The sequence below is a fragment of the Streptomyces sp. NPDC053427 genome (assembly GCF_044544985.1).
Taxonomy (GTDB): Bacteria; Actinomycetota; Actinomycetes; order Streptomycetales; family Streptomycetaceae; genus Streptomyces.
Window position 1 is genome coordinate 81,431 of record NZ_JBITYA010000004.1, and the last position, 17,870, is coordinate 99,300.

General features: G+C 71.0%; 17 protein-coding genes. 12 read left to right on the forward strand and 5 right to left on the reverse strand.

Annotated elements, in window-relative coordinates; translation table 11 throughout:
- The first annotated feature begins 333 nt into the window (after positions 1–333).
- The 7 genes from ACIGWZ_RS12080 (at position 334) to ACIGWZ_RS12110 (ending at position 6,983) form a co-directional block, all read left to right on the forward strand.
- Complete coding sequence (locus tag ACIGWZ_RS12080) at positions 334–579, forward strand: hypothetical protein (protein WP_400063438.1); 246 nt, start codon at positions 334–336, stop codon at positions 577–579.
- A 262-nt stretch (positions 580–841) separates the two neighbouring features.
- A complete protein-coding gene (locus ACIGWZ_RS12085) occupies positions 842–1,120 on the forward strand; it encodes a hypothetical protein (protein ID WP_400063439.1) in 279 nt (92 codons plus the stop codon).
- Between the two features lie 134 nt (positions 1,121–1,254).
- On the forward strand, positions 1,255–1,608 hold the full coding sequence (locus ACIGWZ_RS12090; protein ID WP_400063441.1) for a hypothetical protein: 354 nt from the start codon (positions 1,255–1,257) through the stop codon (positions 1,606–1,608).
- A gap of 749 nt (positions 1,609–2,357) precedes the next feature.
- Positions 2,358–4,724, forward strand: coding sequence for a hypothetical protein (locus tag ACIGWZ_RS12095; protein ID WP_400063443.1), 2,367 nt, complete (start codon positions 2,358–2,360; stop codon positions 4,722–4,724).
- Positions 4,721–5,389 carry a hypothetical protein gene (locus ACIGWZ_RS12100; RefSeq protein WP_400063445.1) on the forward strand — a complete coding sequence of 223 codons (669 nt, stop codon included), beginning with the start codon at positions 4,721–4,723 and terminating at the stop codon, positions 5,387–5,389. Before ACIGWZ_RS12095 ends, ACIGWZ_RS12100 begins: the two co-directional genes overlap by 4 nt.
- Before the next feature lie 91 nt (positions 5,390–5,480).
- Positions 5,481–6,470, forward strand: coding sequence for an urea transporter (locus tag ACIGWZ_RS12105; RefSeq protein ID WP_400063448.1), 990 nt, complete (start codon positions 5,481–5,483; stop codon positions 6,468–6,470).
- A 204-nt stretch (positions 6,471–6,674) separates the two neighbouring features.
- Positions 6,675–6,983 (forward strand): hypothetical protein, encoded by a 309-nt coding sequence (locus ACIGWZ_RS12110; RefSeq protein ID WP_400063450.1) that lies wholly within the window; start codon positions 6,675–6,677, stop codon positions 6,981–6,983.
- 137 nt (positions 6,984–7,120) lie between these two features.
- On the opposite strand, the gene ACIGWZ_RS12115 is transcribed toward ACIGWZ_RS12110, so the two are convergent.
- Positions 7,121–7,399 carry a hypothetical protein gene (locus ACIGWZ_RS12115; protein WP_400063452.1) on the reverse strand — a complete coding sequence of 93 codons (279 nt, stop codon included), beginning with the start codon at positions 7,397–7,399 and terminating at the stop codon, positions 7,121–7,123.
- Positions 7,400–7,660: 261 nt separating this feature from the next.
- Positions 7,661–8,533, reverse strand: a complete 873-nt coding sequence (locus ACIGWZ_RS12120) for a hypothetical protein (protein ID WP_400063453.1) — start codon at positions 8,531–8,533, stop codon at positions 7,661–7,663.
- A 661-nt stretch (positions 8,534–9,194) separates the two neighbouring features.
- Between ACIGWZ_RS12120 and ACIGWZ_RS12125 the strand changes: the two genes are divergently transcribed.
- The 5 genes from ACIGWZ_RS12125 to ACIGWZ_RS12145 all read left to right on the forward strand — a co-directional run bounded on the left by ACIGWZ_RS12125 (position 9,195) and on the right by ACIGWZ_RS12145 (position 13,843).
- Complete coding sequence (locus ACIGWZ_RS12125; protein WP_400063455.1) at positions 9,195–9,386, forward strand: hypothetical protein; 192 nt, start codon at positions 9,195–9,197, stop codon at positions 9,384–9,386.
- Between the two features lie 504 nt (positions 9,387–9,890).
- The gene (locus tag ACIGWZ_RS12130) at positions 9,891–10,601 is read left to right on the forward strand and encodes a chaplin (RefSeq protein WP_400063456.1); all 711 of its coding nucleotides are present in this window, start codon (positions 9,891–9,893) and stop codon (positions 10,599–10,601) included.
- Positions 10,602–11,454: 853 nt separating this feature from the next.
- Positions 11,455–11,952, forward strand: coding sequence for a hypothetical protein (locus ACIGWZ_RS12135; protein ID WP_400063458.1), 498 nt, complete (start codon positions 11,455–11,457; stop codon positions 11,950–11,952).
- Between the two features lie 299 nt (positions 11,953–12,251).
- Positions 12,252–12,545 (forward strand): hypothetical protein, encoded by a 294-nt coding sequence (locus ACIGWZ_RS12140; RefSeq protein WP_400063460.1) that lies wholly within the window; start codon positions 12,252–12,254, stop codon positions 12,543–12,545.
- A gap of 1,001 nt (positions 12,546–13,546) precedes the next feature.
- The gene (locus ACIGWZ_RS12145) at positions 13,547–13,843 is read left to right on the forward strand and encodes a hypothetical protein (protein ID WP_400063462.1); all 297 of its coding nucleotides are present in this window, start codon (positions 13,547–13,549) and stop codon (positions 13,841–13,843) included.
- A gap of 673 nt (positions 13,844–14,516) precedes the next feature.
- On the opposite strand, the gene ACIGWZ_RS12150 is transcribed toward ACIGWZ_RS12145, so the two are convergent.
- From ACIGWZ_RS12150 to ACIGWZ_RS12160, 3 genes are all read right to left on the reverse strand, one after another.
- Positions 14,517–14,870, reverse strand: coding sequence for a hypothetical protein (locus ACIGWZ_RS12150; RefSeq protein ID WP_400063464.1), 354 nt, complete (start codon positions 14,868–14,870; stop codon positions 14,517–14,519).
- Between the two features lie 135 nt (positions 14,871–15,005).
- Positions 15,006–15,620 carry a hypothetical protein gene (locus ACIGWZ_RS12155; RefSeq protein ID WP_400063466.1) on the reverse strand — a complete coding sequence of 205 codons (615 nt, stop codon included), beginning with the start codon at positions 15,618–15,620 and terminating at the stop codon, positions 15,006–15,008.
- 814 nt (positions 15,621–16,434) lie between these two features.
- Positions 16,435–17,853, reverse strand: coding sequence for an ATP-binding protein (locus ACIGWZ_RS12160; protein WP_400064403.1), 1,419 nt, complete (start codon positions 17,851–17,853; stop codon positions 16,435–16,437).
- Positions 17,854–17,870: the final 17 nt, after the last annotated feature.

The following is a 17,870-nucleotide window of genomic DNA, read 5'->3' on the forward strand; positions in this document are numbered from 1 at the left end:
CAGTTGAAATGTTCGGGAGATGATTTCGACGGTGATTCCGGAAAGGGGAAATGCGTGTCCGGATAATGTCCGGCTATTTCTTGTCCGGGGATACGGCCCCGCAAACCCCCGGACATCCGGCATCCGGGGCGCGCGCCGACAGCCCCCGGGCCTCTCCCGCCGTGTGCAGCGGAGCGGGCCGGCCGCGACGATCCGCCCACCGCCCTCACCCGCCGCGGCCGGACACGGGGCGCAAAACGGTGTGGAACCCCCAGGATCACTACTGCTAGTGTGCATACGGTCACAGTAGGCAATCAGGCCTCTATGTACAGGCAATGAAGGACCGAGGGTTCCATGCGCAAGCTTCAGCAGGTCGTGATCGTCGCCGCAGCAGCCGGCGGTCTGTCAGCCATCGGTGCCGGCGCAGGCACCGCCTTCGCCGACGGCGGGCACGCCCCGCGGGTGAAAGACGTCTTCCGTCCGTACCAGGAGTGCAGCCCGCAGACCGTGGCCGCGACCGACTTCCCGATCAGCGCGCTCGGCTTCGCGGAGACCCTGGACACCACCTGCGGCCAGTTCAACCACGCCTTCCACGGATAAGACCGGCGAGGGCAGCCGCACGCGCCGCTCGTCGCGGGCCCTTCGGGAATCTCCCCCGAAGGGCCCGTTCGCATGTGGCGCGAGCGAAAGGGCGCGAGCGGTGCGGGCGAACGCGCGGTTCGGCCCTCGGGCCGGGCCCGTCCGCGACGCAAATGAAATCCGGCGCGTCGCCGAGGGGTTGCGGGTATTTCGTATTAACTTGCCCTCACTGTACGAAATCGATCGCTAAGAGATCGAATCCGCTCAATCCACCGGAGATGAAATGCGCAAGCTTCACAAGGCTGCGGTCGTGGCAGTCGCCCTCGGCAGTATCGGCTTCTTCGGCGCCGGCACCGCCTTCGCCGGCGGCGGCGGCGGTCAGTTCGGCATCGGGCAGGGCAGCTCGTGCCGGTCGCACGACCTCAACGTCGACGTCCTCGGCGAGGTCGGTGTCCTCAACGGCGTGCTGGGCAACGCGCTCAACGGCGAGGGCGCTGCGGGCGCGCAGTCCACCCCGATCGGCTCGAGCATGGGCTGCAACAACAGCGCCTTCGGCAAGTAAGGGGCAGCGGGTCCCGGCGTCCTGGCCACGGGCCGGGCGCCGGGGCCCGTTTTTCGACCTTCTCAGAGCCCTGGGCGCGGGCCGGTTGGCGGTGCACGCCGCCCGGGCATCGATCGCAAAGGAACACACAGCACATGTTCAGTCGGAAGAAGATCGCAGCCGCCTCGGGGCTCCTGGGCGGCCTCGTCATGATCTGCGCCGGCGCCACCCAGGCGTACGCCGGAGGGTCCGCGGGCACCTGCATCCGCGACACCCAGGGCAACATCACCTGCATGCAGAGGAACAACGGCTACACCAGCGACGACGGCAAATACGTCGTCCACCAGGCGCAGGACTGCCTGGCGACGAAGCCCCTGTCGTGGCCCGCGGACGGCCTGCTGAACAAGGGGTCGACGCGCATCGGGCCCGCCGTGAACTGCTCCAACGCGGCGCCGTCGACCGATGCCTTCGAGCCGCCCGCGCTGGCGGCCGAGCCCCAGACCCGGTGAGAGGGATCCGCCACGGGTGGCGTCCGGGCCGGGCGGCCCGCGCGGCCGGCCCGGCGGACTCCCGCGGCGGCCCGCCGGCCGCGGCCGGCCGAGGCCCCGCCGCGCCCGGGGCGGCGTGATGCCGCTCGCGCCGAGCGGGCCGCATCGCCGGCCGTTTCCCCCTTCCTCCGCAAAGGGCTGAAGGCGCAGAGAAGGTCGTCCCCAGCGGTGGATGGCCGGGCCGGGATCGATTCCGGCCCGGCCATCCACCGTTTGCATGCCCGCACGAGCGCGGCACGGGGGCGGCAGCGGGCCCGTCGGCGCCACCACGGGTGATATCTGACAGGTAGCCATCGGGGCGTCGCACAGCCGGCCCCGGTGCCGCCCGGCGCCACGCCCGGCTCCTCGCGCGCGTTGCCCTCCCCCCGTCATTCCCCGGCCGACGGCCAGGCGCGTCGCCACCCTGCGCGGCGGGCGGCAGGAAGGTCCGGCGAACACCGACGCCGCCGCCCCGGTCCGTACGGCGATGGGCGCGCCACCACGGGCCGGCCCCGGTCGCCCCTGGGCGGCGGGACACGGGCCTTCGGCCGGCCCGGGCGCCGCGGCCGCGGCTTCGGCGGCCCGTCGCGGCGCCTCACCCTGCCGGGTCCCACCGGGTGCGCGCGGCGAGAAGCTCTGCTGATGATGTCGGCATGGGGCTTCAAGCACGCACCAGACGCGAGCCGGTAGGCGCAGGCCGGGACGGCACCAGACCCGAGGAAGCGCAGGTGATGACCCCGTGCCCGGAGGACGCGGTGGTCCCCCGCGGTACCGCGGCCGAGGTCGGCACGGTCTTCGTCAGCGGTATGCACAGTGGCCCGAACCCCTCGCCGGGGTTGAGCGTGGCCCGTTCGCTGCGTCTCGCCCGGCCCGATCTCCGGATCGTCGGCCTGGACTATTCGCGGGAGAGTTCGGGACTGCACTCGGACCTTCTCGACGACCTGGTCTGTCTCCCCGCGTGGCGTGAGGCGCATCTGGCCACGTGGATCGACCAGATGGGCCGCCTTCTGGAGCCCGACGACGCGGTCCTGATCCCCTGCCTGGATCTGGAAGTGCGGCTGCTGGCGCGTGAGCTCGGGTCCCACGACCGGATCCTGGGGCCCCCGAAGACGGCGCTGGAGCTGGTGTGCAAACCCCCCGCCGAGGCGGCGGAACGGCTCGGCCTGCGCACCGCGGAGTACGAGACGGACACCAGCTGGCCGGCCGTCGACCAGTTCATCCGCCGGTCCCCTTACGGGGCGTGGGTGAAGGGCCAGCACTACGACGCGTACCGGGCCTACACCGCCGGGGCCGCGCTGGCGCTGGGCGATGTCGTCCAGCGGACGTGGGGCGGCGCCTGGCACATGGAGGCGCACGTGGCCGGCCAGGAGTGCAGCATCACGTTCTGCGCCCTGGACGGCCGGCTCCTCGACGCGGTGTACATCGCGAAGGCGATGGTCACGACCGAGGGCAAGACCTGGGCCGGCGAAGTCTCCGAGCTGGACGGTGCGCTGCGCGCCCGTCTGGCCGACCTGGTCGCCGACGCCCAGTGGACCGGTGGCGGTGAGCTGGAACTCATCCGCAGCTGGAGCGGCGAACTCACCCTCATGGAGATCAACCCGCGCTTTCCGGCCTGGATCCACGGCGCCTCGGTGTGCGGCGCCAACCTGCCCGCCGCTCTGGTGACGGGACGGGCCGCCGACCCCGGCAGACTCCTGACGCCGGGCTTCACCCGCGTGGTCGAGGAGATCCCGGTCCACCCGGACCTGGGCATCACCCCCATCGCCTGGGTCGCGGGCGGGGTCTCCCGTCCGGGCGACAAACGGCATTCGGGGATGCCGTCGCTGGGCCAGCGGTGTCTGGTCCCGCCCGACGACGCCGAGGTGACCGAGGAGCCGGTCGTGAGCCGCCCGGCATCCGCCGCGCGCATGGGCGGAGCGGCCGCGCCCATGGCGGAAACGACCGCCCACGCGACGAGTTCGGCCGCCGCCACCAGCGGCTTCGAGGAACTGCTCGATCCCCCCGGGAGCGCGGCCACGCCCCGCAGACAACTCCTCCTGCCCCTGTTCACCGACCAGGTCCTGGCCCTGCAGCGGGAGGTCGAGGGGCTCGGCCGGGTACTCCTCGCGCACAGCGTGAAAACCTGCCCCCAGCCCGCCGTGCTGCGCGAGGCCGCCCGGCTGGGCCTGGCCGCCGAGGCGATCAGCCTGGGCGAACTCGAAGCGGCCGACCGTCACGGCCTGGCGGCCGAACGGGCGATCCTCAACGGGCCGGCGAAGTGGTGGCCCGCCACCGACCGCGTACGCTGCTTCGCCTTCTTCGTCGACTCGGTGGCGGAACTGCGCAGACTCCACACCCTGCTGGACGACGGCTTCCAGCTGGAGGCCGAGGTCGTCGGCGTCCGTGTGGCGCCCGCCGGGCTCGTCAGCCGCTTCGGCATCCCGTTGCACGAGCGCGACACCATGGCGGACACCGCCCGGCTGCTGCGCACTCTCGCCGAGCGGCTCGGGGCCGGGTGGGGGCTGCACTTCCACTTCGCGCAGAGCATCCTGGGCTCGGCGCGCTGGGAGCGCGAATGCGTGACGGCGCTCAGCGCGGCCGACCCGCTGGCGGACCAGCTGGGCGGGCCCCCGGACGTACTGGACATCGGCGGCGGCTGGCACGTCGACGACCTGCCGTATCTGCGCGCCTCGGTGGAGCACGTGCTCGCGCAGGGCCCCGCCGCCGCACTCGAGGGGGATCCCCTGCTGGTGATGGAGCCGGGCAAGCTCCTCACCCAGCCGTCGGCCGCCGTCGTGACGCAGGTCCTGGCGCGCCGGGAATCCCACCGCGGCATCGACATCGTCGTCGACGCGGCCGAGGGCGACATGCCCGAAGCGCCGTTCCATCCGCACCCCGTGGCCCGCTTCGACGGCTCCCGCTGGGTGCCGCTGCGGCCCGGCCCGAACTGGATTCTGGGCAGGTCCTGCATGGAGCACGACGTGCTCTCGGTCCGGCTGGACCTGGCCGACGTCCGGGAGGGCGACCATCTCGCCTTCGGCATGTGCGGCGGGTACGACACCTCGATGGCCTACGACTTCGGGCGCGGGTCCGCGCCGCGGGAATTGGGGCAGTCATGAGCGGCCTGATCACCGATCTGAAGCGGTTCGACCGGATCGGCCTGTCCCGGGTGGCCAGTCACCCGAAGGCGTGCTGCCGGATGGTCAGACACGGCGTGTTCGCCCGGCTCACACACTTCGGGGACACCGGGACCGCGCTCGCCGCCATTCCCGGGCTCTTCCAATGGGGGCCCGTGCAGTGGCCGGCGCACTGGTGCGACCTGGTCGACCACGGTGACCTCATCGGCGACTGCGGGGTGCACGCCGATGTGGCGGCGACGCTCCTGGCCCGGAAGTCCGTACCGCACTCGCGTGCCCGCGCCGCCGTGCTGACCCCGCCGCTGGCCCCCGCGCACTGGCGGGCCGTCTGGAACGAGGCGCAGGTCGCCGACGCGTGGATCGGGCGGATGGCGGTCCATCACGAGGTGCTCCGGGTCGGGAACCGCTGGTGGGACCCGAGCGACGCCCGCTGGTTCTCGGGGCCCGGTGGGCACACGGGCAGCGGACGCGTCCTCGCCATCCGCGAGGAAGGAGGGCGGTGGCAGATCGCCCCCGACGCCTCGGCGCCGCCGCGCGCCTCGATGTCACCGCATCCGGTGCCACGGCACGCCCTGCCGCTGCACGCCCCGCTGCCGACAAACGGCCCGCCGCCCGCACACGGCCTGCCGCAAGGCGTCCTGCCGTAGGGCCGGACACGGTTGTGCGCCGCGTCCGTGCGCTGCTGCCCCTCCCGCAGCGGGCGGGGCAGCGGCGCACCCGGACCACCTAGGAGACACCGTGATCACCCCCGACACACTGAACTCGAAGTCGGCCACGGCCGATACCGAGGTCGCCACCGGGCTTCCCGGCCCGGTCCGCCTCACGGCGCAGTTGGTCCGCAGCTTCGGCCAGCTCAGCCTGCTGACGAATGTCTGGACCGGCATCCTGTTCATGCTCGCGCTCTTCGTCGGCAACTGGCAGACGGGCGTCTTCGGGCTGCTGGGCGCCGCGGTCTCCACCGCGACCGCGTACGCCATGGGCGTCGACAGGAACACCATCGACCTGGGAGTGGAAGGCTTCAGCGGTTGCCTGACCGGTATCGCCCTGTACATCTTCCTGGGCCCCCACCCCTCGACGTACCTGCTGACCATCGGCGGCGCCGTCGTCTGCGTACTGGCCGTCTCGGCGCTGACGAGGATGCTGGCGCCCTGGGAACTGCCGGTGCTGACGGCGCCGTTCTGTGTGGTCGTCGGGGTGGTACTGGCGGCGGCCCCGGCCTTCACCCGGGTCTGGCCCGGCGGCAGTCCCTCGGCGCTGCCGGTCGCGGCCGTCCCCGGCGTCGAGTACACCTGGACCGACCTGTGGCACGGGTTCTTCGCCAACATCGCCCAGGTCGGCCTCTCGGCACACTGGTACGTCGGCCTGATCATGCTGGTGGGGCTCTTCGTCGGCGGGATCCGCCACGGGCTGGCCGCCGTCCTGGGCAGCGCCGTTGCGGTGCTTCTGGCCTGGGCCCTGGGCGCCCCGCCGGGGGTGGTCGCCACCGGTGTCTACGGCTACAACGCGGTCCTCGTGGGCATCGCCCTGGGCACCCTCTTCCTGGTCAGGACGGTGCCGGCCGCGCTCTACACCCTGGTGGGCGCGGCGGTCGCGACGGTGCTGACGGCCGCCCTGAACGCCTACTTCGCGCCGTTCGGCGGACGCACCCTCAGCTGGCCGTTCATCATCACCACGTGGCTGTTCCTCGCTGCGGCCGCCACCTTCCCGCAGATCCGGCGCACCACCTGACCCGCCGCGCGCGGCGGCGCCACGCGAACGGATCGATGCGGAGGGCGATCAGGGTGCAGGGCTACTCCGGACCGGCACCCCGGTCACGACGGCCGGGAGATCCGGCGCGTCGCTCAGCGGTTGCGGGATAGTACGTAATACCTTTCGTAACTGTACGAAGTTGATCTGTCACAGATCGCATCCGCTCAATCTACCGGAGATGAAATGCGCAAGCTTCGCAAGGCTGCCGTTGTGGTGGCCGTCCTCGGCAGCGTCGGCCTCCTCGGCGCCGGCACCGCCTCCGCCGATGGCGGCAAGTACGGCGGCGGGAAGGGCGGCGATTCGTGGAACGTCAAGCAGGGCAACTCGTGCCGGTCGCACGACCTGAACGTTGACGTCCTCGGCGAGGTCGGGATCCTCAACGGCGTGCTGGGCAACGCGCTCAACGGCGAGGGCGCCGCGGGCGCGCAGTCGACCCCGATCGGCTCGAGCATGGGCTGCAACGACAGCGTCGGCGGTGGCGGCGGCAAGTAAGGGAAATGGGTCCCGGCGTCCTGGCCACGGGCCGGGCGCCGGGACCGGACCCTGAAGAACGTCGAAAGGGGTCCCGGCACCTGGCCTGTGGCCAAGTGCCGGGACCCCTTTCCGTTGCCTACACGGCTGCCCGGCGCTCAGTGAGCCCCGTTGTTGCAGCCCAGGCTCGAGCCCATGCGGGTGGGCTGCGAGCCCGGGGAGCCCTCGCCGTTGAGCAGGTTGCCCGCCAGGCCGTTGACCGCCCCCACGTTCCCGAGGACGTCGATGTTCATGTCGTGCGTCCGGCACGAGGTGTTCTGCGTGACGCCGATGTCGTGGGCGCCCGCCTCACCGTGGGCGTAGGCGGTACCGGCCGCGAGGGAGCCGACGCTGCCGAGGACGGCGCCCAGGACGGCGGCCTTCTGAAGCTTGCGCATTTCTTCTCCGTTGAAGATCGAGTTCTTACAGTTACGAGAGGCCGGCAGGAACCGACGGGACCTGCCTTGCACCGCTCGGCACGGCTTCGACCGGCCGATACCTGCGAAGACGCCCCGCGGCCGGTACAGGCGACACCCCGGGCCTCGGGGACGCCGCGCATTCCGATCGGGACGCCGGTCTCGATGGCGGCCAGGAGTGGCCCCGCCTCCCGCGTTCGTGCACTCCAGGAGGCCGGGCCACTCCTGACCGTCCGTGAACGGTCAGGAAAGTCGGGGCAGATCGAGCTGCCCCACCGGAGCCGCCGCGAGCCGCCCGAGACCGAGCGGGGAGACCGGCGGGACGCCCGGGGCGACCAGCGGGTTGACCAGCGGGTTCACCTGCGGGTTGACCTGCGGGTTCACCTGGGGGCCGACCTGCGGGACGGACTGCGGCTGGACGACCTGCGGGACGACGACCTCCGGGGCGACCCGCGGGGTGACCTCCGGGGCCGCCTGGGGGGCGACCTGCGGGACGACCTGAGCGGCCGGCGCCGGCGCCGGCTGCTGCGGCGCGAAGACCTGCGGGGCAGGCGCCTGCTGAGGAGCCGACTGCTGCGGACCGGCCTGCGAGGCGGAAGCGTGCGCGGCGCCCGACGAAGAGGCCCATGCGGTGGTCTGCGGGCCGGACTGCTGCTGCGGAGCGGCGGCCTGCGGGGCCACCGGCTGCGGCGCGGGCGCCGGAGCGTACACGGGCTGCGGAGCCGGGGCAGGAGGCGCGGCCTGCGGGGCCACCGGCTGGGGGGCCGGTGCCGGAGCGTACACGGGCTGCGGCGCGGGCGCCGGGGCGGCGACCGGCTGCGGGGCGGGGGCCGGAGCGGCCTGCGGGGCCACCGGCTGCGGCGCGGGCGCCGGAGCGTACACGGGCTGCGGAGCCGGGGCCGGCGCGTACACGGGCTGTGGAGCCGGCGCCGGGGCCGCGACCGGCTGCGGGGCAGGAGCGGGAGCCGCGACCGGAGCGGCCACCGGCTGCGGAGCAACGGGCGGGGCGGCGCCGTTGTAGCCGACGGGAGCGTCGGCATGGCTGACGCCGGCCCCGATGGCGGACAGACCGCCGGCCGCCGCGACGACGAGCATGGCCTGGTGAAGCTTGCGCATGGAACCCTCGGCCCTTCATTACCTGTACATGGAAATCTGAATACTTATTGCGGTCTGGTGCGCGCTAACAGTGGGAATCTGGGGTCTCACACCCGGCGTACCCCGCGTCGGACCACGGCGGAATCCCCCCGAAAACCCGCGACGGCACCCGCGGCGCTGCCCTGATACGCCCCTTGAAGCCGACGGCGGATCCCATCGCCTCTCCTCCGATTCGCGTCGGACAACGTCGCCGCAGTGGCCGCCACGGGCCGCACCCGGCACCAGGGAGGAGCATTTCCCGGCGGCGGCCCACGGGCCCATTCGCTGTTCTCTCCCAGCGGGCAACGAGATTTCCCCTGGTCCGGTCACGGGAGCCGGGACGCCGTCACCCATTTGCCGTTGTGCGGATTATCGGGATATCGGTGGCGGCGCCGCCGAAAAAGGCGCGAAGAATCCTCTCCCCAGCCGTTGTCCATATGATCCGATCGATGGAGCAGGAATTCTTCGACGGTGTCGGCGAAGGCGCTTGTCGTGAATCCGGTGAATCCGTTTCACCACGCGTAGCAACCGGGGCGTGCGTTCAGGTGATCGCTTGGCGTGGACTCCGGGGCCTGTACCGCACGGATGGAAGGGTGGCGCGTGCAAGCAACGCGCCAACGACACTCAGGAAGCAGGAGCCGCCATGCGCCGCGTACTCGCCACCCTTCTGGGAGCCCTGGCTCTCACCGGGACCCTCTCGCTCCCCGCCCACGCCGACGGTCCCACCTCGGACCCCGTCGCCGGCGTCCTCGGCATCCCCCTCAAGGCCAACTCCACCATCGGTCCGCTGCACGTCGGGCAGCTGCCGCTGCTCGATCTCCCCCGGTTCAACTGAGCGCGGCCGCGCACCGGCCGCGGCGCAAAAGCGAGGACGGACGGGCCCTGGCCCGCGGCGGGCGCTCCTCCGCCCGGTCGGCGGCAGCCGTCCGGCGGCCTTCGGGCCAACCGGAATCCCGACCAAGCCCCCTTCCCCAGGCCGTATTTGATCCGCCGGACGCGAGCCGCCGATCGTCACCCACCTCCAACTCCCGTGCCGGACAGCGGTTCGTGACGGCACGCCGTCCGGTGAGGGGGGGAGGCGGGGCGGTGGTGCGGCCGTCGCGTCGGGCGGGCGCCGGGGACCGGACCGTCAGGGCAGGGCTCGTCCTCGGCCGGGCCTGGAGCGATCACCGCTGAAAACCTCTTCATGAAATCGGTATTGATGCCACTCCTCGGCCAAGTGGGTGTACACACCAGGCTGAAAGAGTGATCGAAATGCCGGATTCGTGGCCTACCTACTTCGGGCTCGTTGTGTCTTGCGCGGTCCGCGGGCGTGACCGCACTGCCACGAAGGAGAAACGTGATCAAGAAGGTCATCGCCGCTTCGGCCGCTGCCGGCGGCCTGCTGCTCGCGAGCGCGGGCACGACCCTCGCCGACAGCGGTGCCCGGGGGGCCGCCGTCGGCTCTCCCGGCGTCCTGTCCGGCAACCTGGTCCAGGCACCCGTCCACATCCCGACCAACGTCTGCGGCAACACGGTCGACGCCGTCGGACTGTTCAGCCCCTCCCTCGACAACACCTGCGTCAACCGCGGCTCCCGCCACGGCCACGGCGGCGGGTCCCGCGCCAAGGGCGTGGCCGCGCACTCCCCGGGAGTGCTGTCGGGGAACCTGGTGCAGCTCCCGGTGGACCTGCCGTTGAACGTGTGCGGCAACACCGCGAGTGTGCTCGGAGTACTCAACGGCGCCTTCGGCAACCGCTGCGCCAACGTCGAGCGTCCGGTCCACGGCCGGCACCACTCGCAGATGCACCACAAGCCGCAGCAGCACCGCGACAGGCCGGCGCCCCAGCACCGCCCGTCGACGGCTCCGGTCCACCACCCGGCGGCTCCGGTCATCACGCCCGCCGTCGGGCATCACCGTAGCCACCACGTCGCGTCGCCCGTTCGCCCCGAGCTGGCAAAGACCGGTGCCGCGGAGAAGCTCGGCCTCGCGTCCGCGGCCAGCGCCGGGCTGATGCTCGGTGGCGTCCTGCTCTACCGCCGGGGCCGCCGCGCCGCCGCCCGCGACTGAACGCGGATGGCGACGGCCGGCTGAGGCTGTCGCTCCGTCATGAATGAGTGTGGGGCCCGGTGGTGATCGGGCCCCACACTCATGCGCCCTCCCGGATTGCCCCGGCCCCGGCTTCGGTGGCGCCGCAGGAGACGCCGACCCTCAACTACCCGTCCGACGACGCATCCTGGCGACGTAGGCGAGGCTCACCGCGCGACGCCACACATCGCGCCGCAGACGCCGCCATCGGTATCGGGCATTGGACATCGGGATCGGGCATCGGATCATGGCATTCTGACGCTCTCTCAAGACCCGTCGGATTTCCTTGACATGGTCACCGAAATCCGTCGCACGATCACCGCCGCCAGCCGTTTCGGTATCTCCGCCGGCCGCCCGGCGCAGCCGAAATCGTGGGCGTCATCCGCGCACGGACCGCGGTCCACCAACACCCCAAATGATTTACGCCAGCTGGCAAATGGGTGACGACGCCGCATCTCCCGTGACCGGGCCAGGAGAAATCTCGTTGCCCGCTGGGAGAGAACAGTGAAGGGGCCCGTCGGGTGCCGCCGGGGAAATCCTCCTCCCTGGCGCCAGGGGCGGCCCGCGGCGGCCACACCGGAATTACTGTCCGACGCGAATGCAGAGGAGAGACGATGGAATCCGCCGTCGGCTTCGCGGGGCGCGGGAGTACGGCGCGGCGGATGCCGTTGCGGGCTCCGCGAGGGGCTTCCGTCGTGGTCCGGCGCTGGGGCACCGTGGCCCGACTCGGGGGTGCTCAGGGCACGAAGCCCCGGGATTGCCACTGTCAGCGCGCACAAGACTGCACCAAGTAATTCAGATTTCCATGCACAGGTAATGAAGGGCCGAGGGTTCCATGCGCAAGCTTCACCAGGTCGCGCTCATCTTCGCGGCGGCCGGCGGCCTGTCCGCCATCGGTGCCGGCATCGGCAATGCCGACGCTCCCGTCGGGTACAACGGCGCCGTCCCGCCCGCTGCTCCGCAGCCGGACACCCCCCAGACCGCCGCCTGGTCCGCTTCGCAGGCCACTTCGCACGCCGCCGGTTCGGGGAACGGTCCGCAGCAGGCCGCCGGCCCGCAGGCCGCTGCCCCGCAGCAGACCGTTCCGCAGGTCAATCCGCAGCTCAACCCGCAGATCAACCCACAACTCTCCCCGCAGATCACCCCGCAGGCCGCCCCGCAGGGCGGCGCCCCGCAGGATCAGAACAACCTCTTCCGTCCGTACCAGGAGTGCAGTCCGCAGAACCTGCTCGACGCCAACCTCCCGGTCGCCGTGCTCGCCGCCGCCGAGACCCGTGGCACCACCTGCACCCAGGCCAACACCCAGGCCAACGCCTTCGCCACCGCCAGGTAGGACCGCCGGGACGGCCACACGCGATGCTCGCAGCGGGCCCTTCGAGGGTGATTCCTCGAAGGGCCCGTTCGTGCGCGGTGCGGCCGGAGGAACGGCTCCCCACGGAGCGTCTGCGCCTGTCCTCGGCCCGCCGGCGCAGCGCCCCGCTCGGGCGGGGAGTCCGGGCAGGCGCGGGTTCGTGACGATCACAGAAATCCGCGCGTCGCTGAGCGAGTTGCCCGGAATTTCCTATTAACCTCCTGTAACTGTACGAAGTCGATCGCTCACCGATCGCATCCGCTCAATCCACCGGAGATGAAATGCGCAAGCTTCACAAGGCTGCCGTAGTGGCCGCCCTCCTCGGCAGCGTCGGCTTCCTCGGCGCCAGCACCGCCCACGCCGAAGGCGGCAAGTACGGCGGCGGTAAGGACGGTGGCCAGTTCGACATCAAGCAGGGCAGCTCCTGCCGCTCGCACGACCTGAACGTCGACGTCCTCGGCGAGGTCGGGATCCTCAACGGCCTGCTGGGCAACGCGCTCAACGGCGAGGGCTCCCCGGGCGCGCAGGACACCAAGATGGGCTCGTCCATGGGCTGCAACAACAGCGCCTTCTGAGCGCCCGTCAGCATGTAGGTCGCCGCAATGGGTCCCGGCACCGAGCACAAAGCTCGGTGCCGGGACCCATTCGCGTTCCCGACCATGGCCCCGCTTCCGCCTCCGGTGCCGACGCCGAGTGACGAACGCAGGGGACAGCGACCGCTCAGCAGTTGACGTGACGGCGGCACCGGCACCCCCGAGGTTCCGTCACAGCCCTTCCGGCCGCCGACCCATCGAGGCCGACCACCCGGCCCATCGAGGTCGACCACCCGGCCCGTCGACGCCGACCGCGACCCCTCGCAGCGGACCGGCGAGCACCCTCTCCGGCGAAGTGCGCAGGCTCGGCAGCGACAGCCCCCGTGCGCGCACCACGGTCCGCCGCTGCGCCGGACGACGTACGGGACCGCCTCGGGGCTTTTGTCGCGGCAAAGGGTGCAGGGAGGGGAACCGGCCTCATTCGGGAGGCACCGGGAGGGCGGGGGAAAGTCGCAGAAGCACCGCGGGGCGCAACACCACGGGAAGCGTCGGCCGCGCCCGCGAGGCGAACAAGAATTGCGCATTCCGAATGAGCGTCCGATGTCTCACAAAACGAAAATCAGACCGGAATTCGGTGGAGATGAATCTATTCGTCGCGGGACGGCCTTCAGCTGCCGTCCGCCCCCTCCGGACCGCGGCCGACATGTGCGGCCCGCGACGCCATGCGGAATTCCTACGGCGCACACACGGGCCGGCCGACCCGCTCGCCACCCATGGGCCCTGGGGCCTCAGTTACCCGCACCTGGGGCCTTTCGCCGGTACGGCACAAGGGAGTTGGGGCGGAAGGCCGGCGCCCACCGCGGCCGGTCGACGTTCCGTACCGGTTCGGGTGCGCGGGATTCCTCATACTGGCGCGCCAATTCACAACAGTCATGGGAATTCGGCGCGTCACCGTGTGATTGCAGGATATTTCGCATTAGCCTTAGTAACTGAACGAAGTCGATCGATGACTGATCGCATCCGCTCAATCTACCGGAGATGAAATGCGCAAGCTTCGCAAGGCTGCCGTAGTGCTCGCCGCCCTCGGCAGCGTCGCCCTCCTCGGTGCCGGCACCGCCCACGCCGACGGCGGGAAGGAAAGCTGGAAGAGCGGCATCCAGTTCGACATCAAGCAGGGCAGCTCCTGCCGCTCGCACGACACGAACGTCGACATCCTCGGCGAGGTCGGGATCGCGAACGGCCTGGGCGGCAACCTGCTCGGCGGCGAGGGCTCCCCGGGCGCCCAGTCCACCACGCTGGGCTCGAGCATGGGCTGCAACAACAGCGCCTTCGACAAGTAACGGAAACCGGCCCCGGTGCCCGCGCCACAGACTCGGGCACCGGGGCCCGCCCTTCCGGCCTCCGGCGAGCCGGCGCGAGCATCCGCCCGCTCCGCAGCCGGGGTGAAGGACCGCTGAACGGGCCTTTCGGGGAGGCCCGTTCAGCGCTGAAAGGCCGGCCCGGCCGGACGGTACGGGCACGGGAGAACTGCCATCTCCGGGGCGACGGCGAGACACACGCCGTCGCCCCGTCGGCATGTGCGGGCCCGCGCGGTATGACACCTGGACGGCGCGCCGGTCCCCAACTCGCCCCGATCGGGGATGCGTTGGGAGACCTCGGACACGAGCCGAAGGTCTTCGGAGAGTGACGAGCGCGCACGGATGACCTGCGACGGGCCACCATGACGGGACTGTCCGCCATGACGGGACTGTCCGCCATGACGGGACGACCTCCCGTACGGGACGACCTCCGGTACGGGACGGGGATCGGTCCCCCTGACGTCCCACATGTCCTTCACCGAGTGACGAGTGGGGACGCACCCCCCAGGTCGCGCGCGGTATCGCTACGTCGCACCGCCCGGCGCGATGCCGCTTCCGGTGCGCGCGCGGGGGATCCACGGCCCAGGAAACCGTGAAGCCGGACTCGGGAACACCCCGGTCCGGCCACCACGATGCGGGTCTGGGTTCGCGGTCCTCAGTCCCCCAGGTGGGAGAGCTTGAACTTCTTGGGCAGGTGAACCTTGTTGGAGCACTCCATGGCGGGCCCGATCCTGGTGATCCCGAACCCACTGTTCAGCAGACCGCTCTCGGGCCAGAACACGCGCTGCCGGGAGGCCGCCGAGCAGTCCTTCGCCTGCCTGATGACGATCCTGCCGTGCTTGCTCTTGTAGAGGCTCTGGCCCTTGTAGACGCAGATGCGGTTGCCCAGGGCTGAGCGGTGGCAGTCGCCCTCGGATCCTCCGGCGTACGCCTGGGTGGCGCCGGCGTAGGTCATGGCGAGGCCGCCCAGAAGCCCCGAGAGGGCCGCGATCTTCTTCCGACTGAACATGTGGTGCGTTCCTTTGTGATCGATGCCCGGGCGCGATGCACCGCGAACCGGCGCGCGCCCGGGCCCTTGCGAAGGGCGAAAACGGGCCCCGGTGCCGGGCTCATGGCCAGGACACCGGGACCCCATTTCCGTTGGTTACTTGCTGAGGGCGGCGTTGTTGCAGCCCATGCTCGAGCCCTGACGGGTGCCCTGCTTGCCCGGGTGGCCCTCGCCGTTGAGCGCGTTGCCCAGGGCGCCGTTGAGGATCCCGACCGTGCCGAGGATGTTGACGTTCAGGTCGTGCGACTTGCAGGAGGTGTTCTGCCGGAGGTCGATGCGCTTGCGCTCGCCCCCGTGTCCGTACGAGCCGGCGGCCTGCGGGGCCGGCTGCGGGGCGATGGCCTGCGGAGCCGGCTGGGGAGCGGGCTGCGGGGCAATGGCCTGCGGGGCCGGCTGGGGGGCGATGGCCTGCGGGGCCGGCTGCGGGGCCATGACCTGCGGGGCCGGCTGGGGAGCGGGCTGCGGGGCCATCACCTGCGGGGCCGGCTGCGGGGCCATGACCTGCGGAGCGGCGTGCGGGGCGTACGAGTCGCCGCCCTGCGAAGAGGCTCCGGCAGCGGACTGCGAAGTAGCCCATGCAGTGGCCTGCGGACCATGGTACGAAGCACCCTGGTACTGGAGGGGAGCGTCGGCGAAGCCGACGCCTGCACCGAGGCTGGACAGACCTGCGACCGCCCCGACGACGATCGCGAGTTGCTGAAGTTTGCGCATGGAACCGTTGACCCTTCATTACATGTGCATGGAGCCCTGACGACTACTTAATGTGAGCATATACACACTAAAAGTAGTCATTCTGGGATTTAGCCGCCTTTGCGCCCGTGTCGGACCACAACGGAAGCCTTTCGCAAGCCCGCGACGGCCAAATGGAGCAAGGAAGCGGTCGGCGATGCGGCCCGCTCGGCGCGAGCCGCATGACGCCGGCCGAGGCGGGGCAGGGTCCCGGCCGGCCGTTACCGACGAGGCGCGGGCGACTGCCGAACAGCCCGCACAGGCCGCCCGATCCCGGCACAGTCCACCGAAGACTCATCCGACACTCCCTCAGGGAGCACCGAGGGCGCGGCCACCGCGGGCCCGTTCGCTGCTCCCTCCCGGAGAGCAACGAGAATTCCCCCCGGCAGGGTCACGGGAGCCGATGCGCGGTCACCCGTTTGCTCGCCGACATGAATGAGCCGGGCCATCGAGGACGGCACACCAAAGCAAGAACGCCACACAACACGGAAGCGGGGCCGCGCCCCGAAAGGCGCGACCCCGCTTGTCCTAACTACTTCTGCACAAACCGGCCGGATAAGGCCCCGGCGAGCGCTACACGTTGAACCGGAACTCCACCATAGGCCGTGACCTGCGGAAATACAGGCGCATCCCAGTGCCATCCCAGCACGGGATCCGCTACAAAGCACGAGAGCGATCAGGATCGCCGGCGCTACACAGCAGCGCCGGCTACCGGCCGAAGTCTGAGGGAATTCACGGCAACGTCTGCAGCCTGATCGCGCTCACCATTTCCCATACCTCGCCTGCAACCCGCGACTCACAGCGGCCAAGCGGTCAGCAAATCATCGGGGCCGTAGGCAGCATCGAGCCCCGGGCAGTCGACTCCGCTGCGCGAGACCGCCACGATCGGAACAGGCTCGTGGGTGAGGGCGGCCCGGTGTCGATGGAGAGCTGCCAGGTCGTGCCGGTCGAAGGGCGACTGCTCCAGCCACTTGATGGAGCCTACGAAGAGCAGCTCCTTGGCAATGGGGGCGCGGTCCGCCCCGACGATGTCGATCTCGACGTCGTTGGTACGGGTCCAGTAGCCGCCCACTGCGGGGGCCGCGGGCAGCCGGTCGTCGGGCAGTATCCGCGCCAGGGCCTCACGGACGAGGGGCTCGACGGCACGGCCGCGCCAGCTGGTCCAGTTCTCCCGGATCCGCGCCAAGGTCAGATCGCCCCGCCCCCGCTCGATCTCCTCCATTGACGGGCCGAGCAGGTGCAGCCAAAACCGCAGGTAGGGATCTGTCACCCGGTAGCGGCGATCCTTCGACGGACGCAGCGATACGGGGAGCTCCGCAGCGACGATCCGCTTGTCCGTGAGCAGCTCCAGCGCTCGCTGCAGCGGCGTGGCCCCGATTCCGCCAGCTGCACGGGCGATGTTGGTGAAGGTCCGCTCGCCACTGCCGATAGCCGCCAGCACCGTACGCGCCTGAGCCTGCGGTGGAAATTCGGCAGCCAGCGAGCGCTCGGCCGACACCAGCAGGGCCGAGACCGGGTCGCTCAGCACCTCGCCGAGGAAATCCCACAGCCCTGCACCCCGCGGCCACTCCGCGCAGATCAGCGGCAGCCCGCCGGTGACCAGCGAGGCGTCGAAGGCTTCTGCCGGATCCAGCCCGAGCATCCGCCCCACCTCGGCGGGGTTCAGCGGTCCCAGCACCATCTCCCGGCCTCGCTGATGGAAGGGGCGTCCGTAGCTGTTCAGAGCCTCCATCATCGACAGATCGGAGCCGATGAGGACCAGCAGCACTGGCTTGGTCTCCAGCACCCGGTCCCAGGCCCGTTGCAGCATCCCCTCAAAGGCGCCATCGGCATCCATCAGGTACGGCACCTCGTCGATGATCAGCACGCTCGCCCGGTCGGCGGGCAGCGCCGCAGCCAGCACGTCGAACGCGGCGTCCCAGCTCTCCGGCCGTGCGGCGGCCACCAGCCCCGCCAACGGCAGCGTCGATGCTCGGGCGTCCCGAGCCAGCCGTGCCAGATCATCCCTGGGGGACGCACCGGTCGCCGCGTAGAACAAGAACGGGGCTCCGGAGCGCTCCGCAAACCGCTCGACCAGTCGCGACTTGCCCACCCGGCGCCGCCCACGCAACATCACGCACCGACCGGGCCGCTCCCCGCCAACCCCCGCCGCCACCTTCTGCAGCTCTCGCTCCAACGTCGCCAGCTCCTGGCGACGGCCTACAAAGTCCGCCATGTCCACCGACCTCCACG

What these genes read in the sequence shown, in the direction of transcription:
- ACIGWZ_RS12115 (WP_400063452.1), bottom strand. Translation starts at nt 7,399, where the DNA reads ATGCGCAAGCTTCAGAAGGCCGCCGTCCTGGGCGCCGTCCTCGGCAGC.
- ACIGWZ_RS12100 (WP_400063445.1), top strand. Translation starts at nt 4,721, where the DNA reads ATGAGCGGCCTGATCACCGATCTGAAGCGGTTCGACCGGATCGGCCTG.
- ACIGWZ_RS12120 (WP_400063453.1), bottom strand. Translation starts at nt 8,533, where the DNA reads ATGCGCAAGCTTCACCAGGCCATGCTCGTCGTCGCGGCGGCCGGCGGT.
- ACIGWZ_RS12125 (WP_400063455.1), top strand. Translation starts at nt 9,195, where the DNA reads ATGCGCCGCGTACTCGCCACCCTTCTGGGAGCCCTGGCTCTCACCGGG.
- ACIGWZ_RS12135 (WP_400063458.1), top strand. Translation starts at nt 11,455, where the DNA reads ATGCGCAAGCTTCACCAGGTCGCGCTCATCTTCGCGGCGGCCGGCGGC.
- ACIGWZ_RS12140 (WP_400063460.1), top strand. Translation starts at nt 12,252, where the DNA reads ATGCGCAAGCTTCACAAGGCTGCCGTAGTGGCCGCCCTCCTCGGCAGC.
- ACIGWZ_RS12090 (WP_400063441.1), top strand. Translation starts at nt 1,255, where the DNA reads ATGTTCAGTCGGAAGAAGATCGCAGCCGCCTCGGGGCTCCTGGGCGGC.
- ACIGWZ_RS12095 (WP_400063443.1), top strand. Translation starts at nt 2,358, where the DNA reads ATGACCCCGTGCCCGGAGGACGCGGTGGTCCCCCGCGGTACCGCGGCC.
- ACIGWZ_RS12155 (WP_400063466.1), bottom strand. Translation starts at nt 15,620, where the DNA reads ATGCGCAAACTTCAGCAACTCGCGATCGTCGTCGGGGCGGTCGCAGGT.
- ACIGWZ_RS12110 (WP_400063450.1), top strand. Translation starts at nt 6,675, where the DNA reads ATGCGCAAGCTTCGCAAGGCTGCCGTTGTGGTGGCCGTCCTCGGCAGC.
- ACIGWZ_RS12145 (WP_400063462.1), top strand. Translation starts at nt 13,547, where the DNA reads ATGCGCAAGCTTCGCAAGGCTGCCGTAGTGCTCGCCGCCCTCGGCAGC.
- ACIGWZ_RS12160 (WP_400064403.1), bottom strand. Translation starts at nt 17,853, where the DNA reads ATGGCGGACTTTGTAGGCCGTCGCCAGGAGCTGGCGACGTTGGAGCGA.
- ACIGWZ_RS12080 (WP_400063438.1), top strand. Translation starts at nt 334, where the DNA reads ATGCGCAAGCTTCAGCAGGTCGTGATCGTCGCCGCAGCAGCCGGCGGT.
- ACIGWZ_RS12085 (WP_400063439.1), top strand. Translation starts at nt 842, where the DNA reads ATGCGCAAGCTTCACAAGGCTGCGGTCGTGGCAGTCGCCCTCGGCAGT.
- ACIGWZ_RS12150 (WP_400063464.1), bottom strand. Translation starts at nt 14,870, where the DNA reads ATGTTCAGTCGGAAGAAGATCGCGGCCCTCTCGGGGCTTCTGGGCGGC.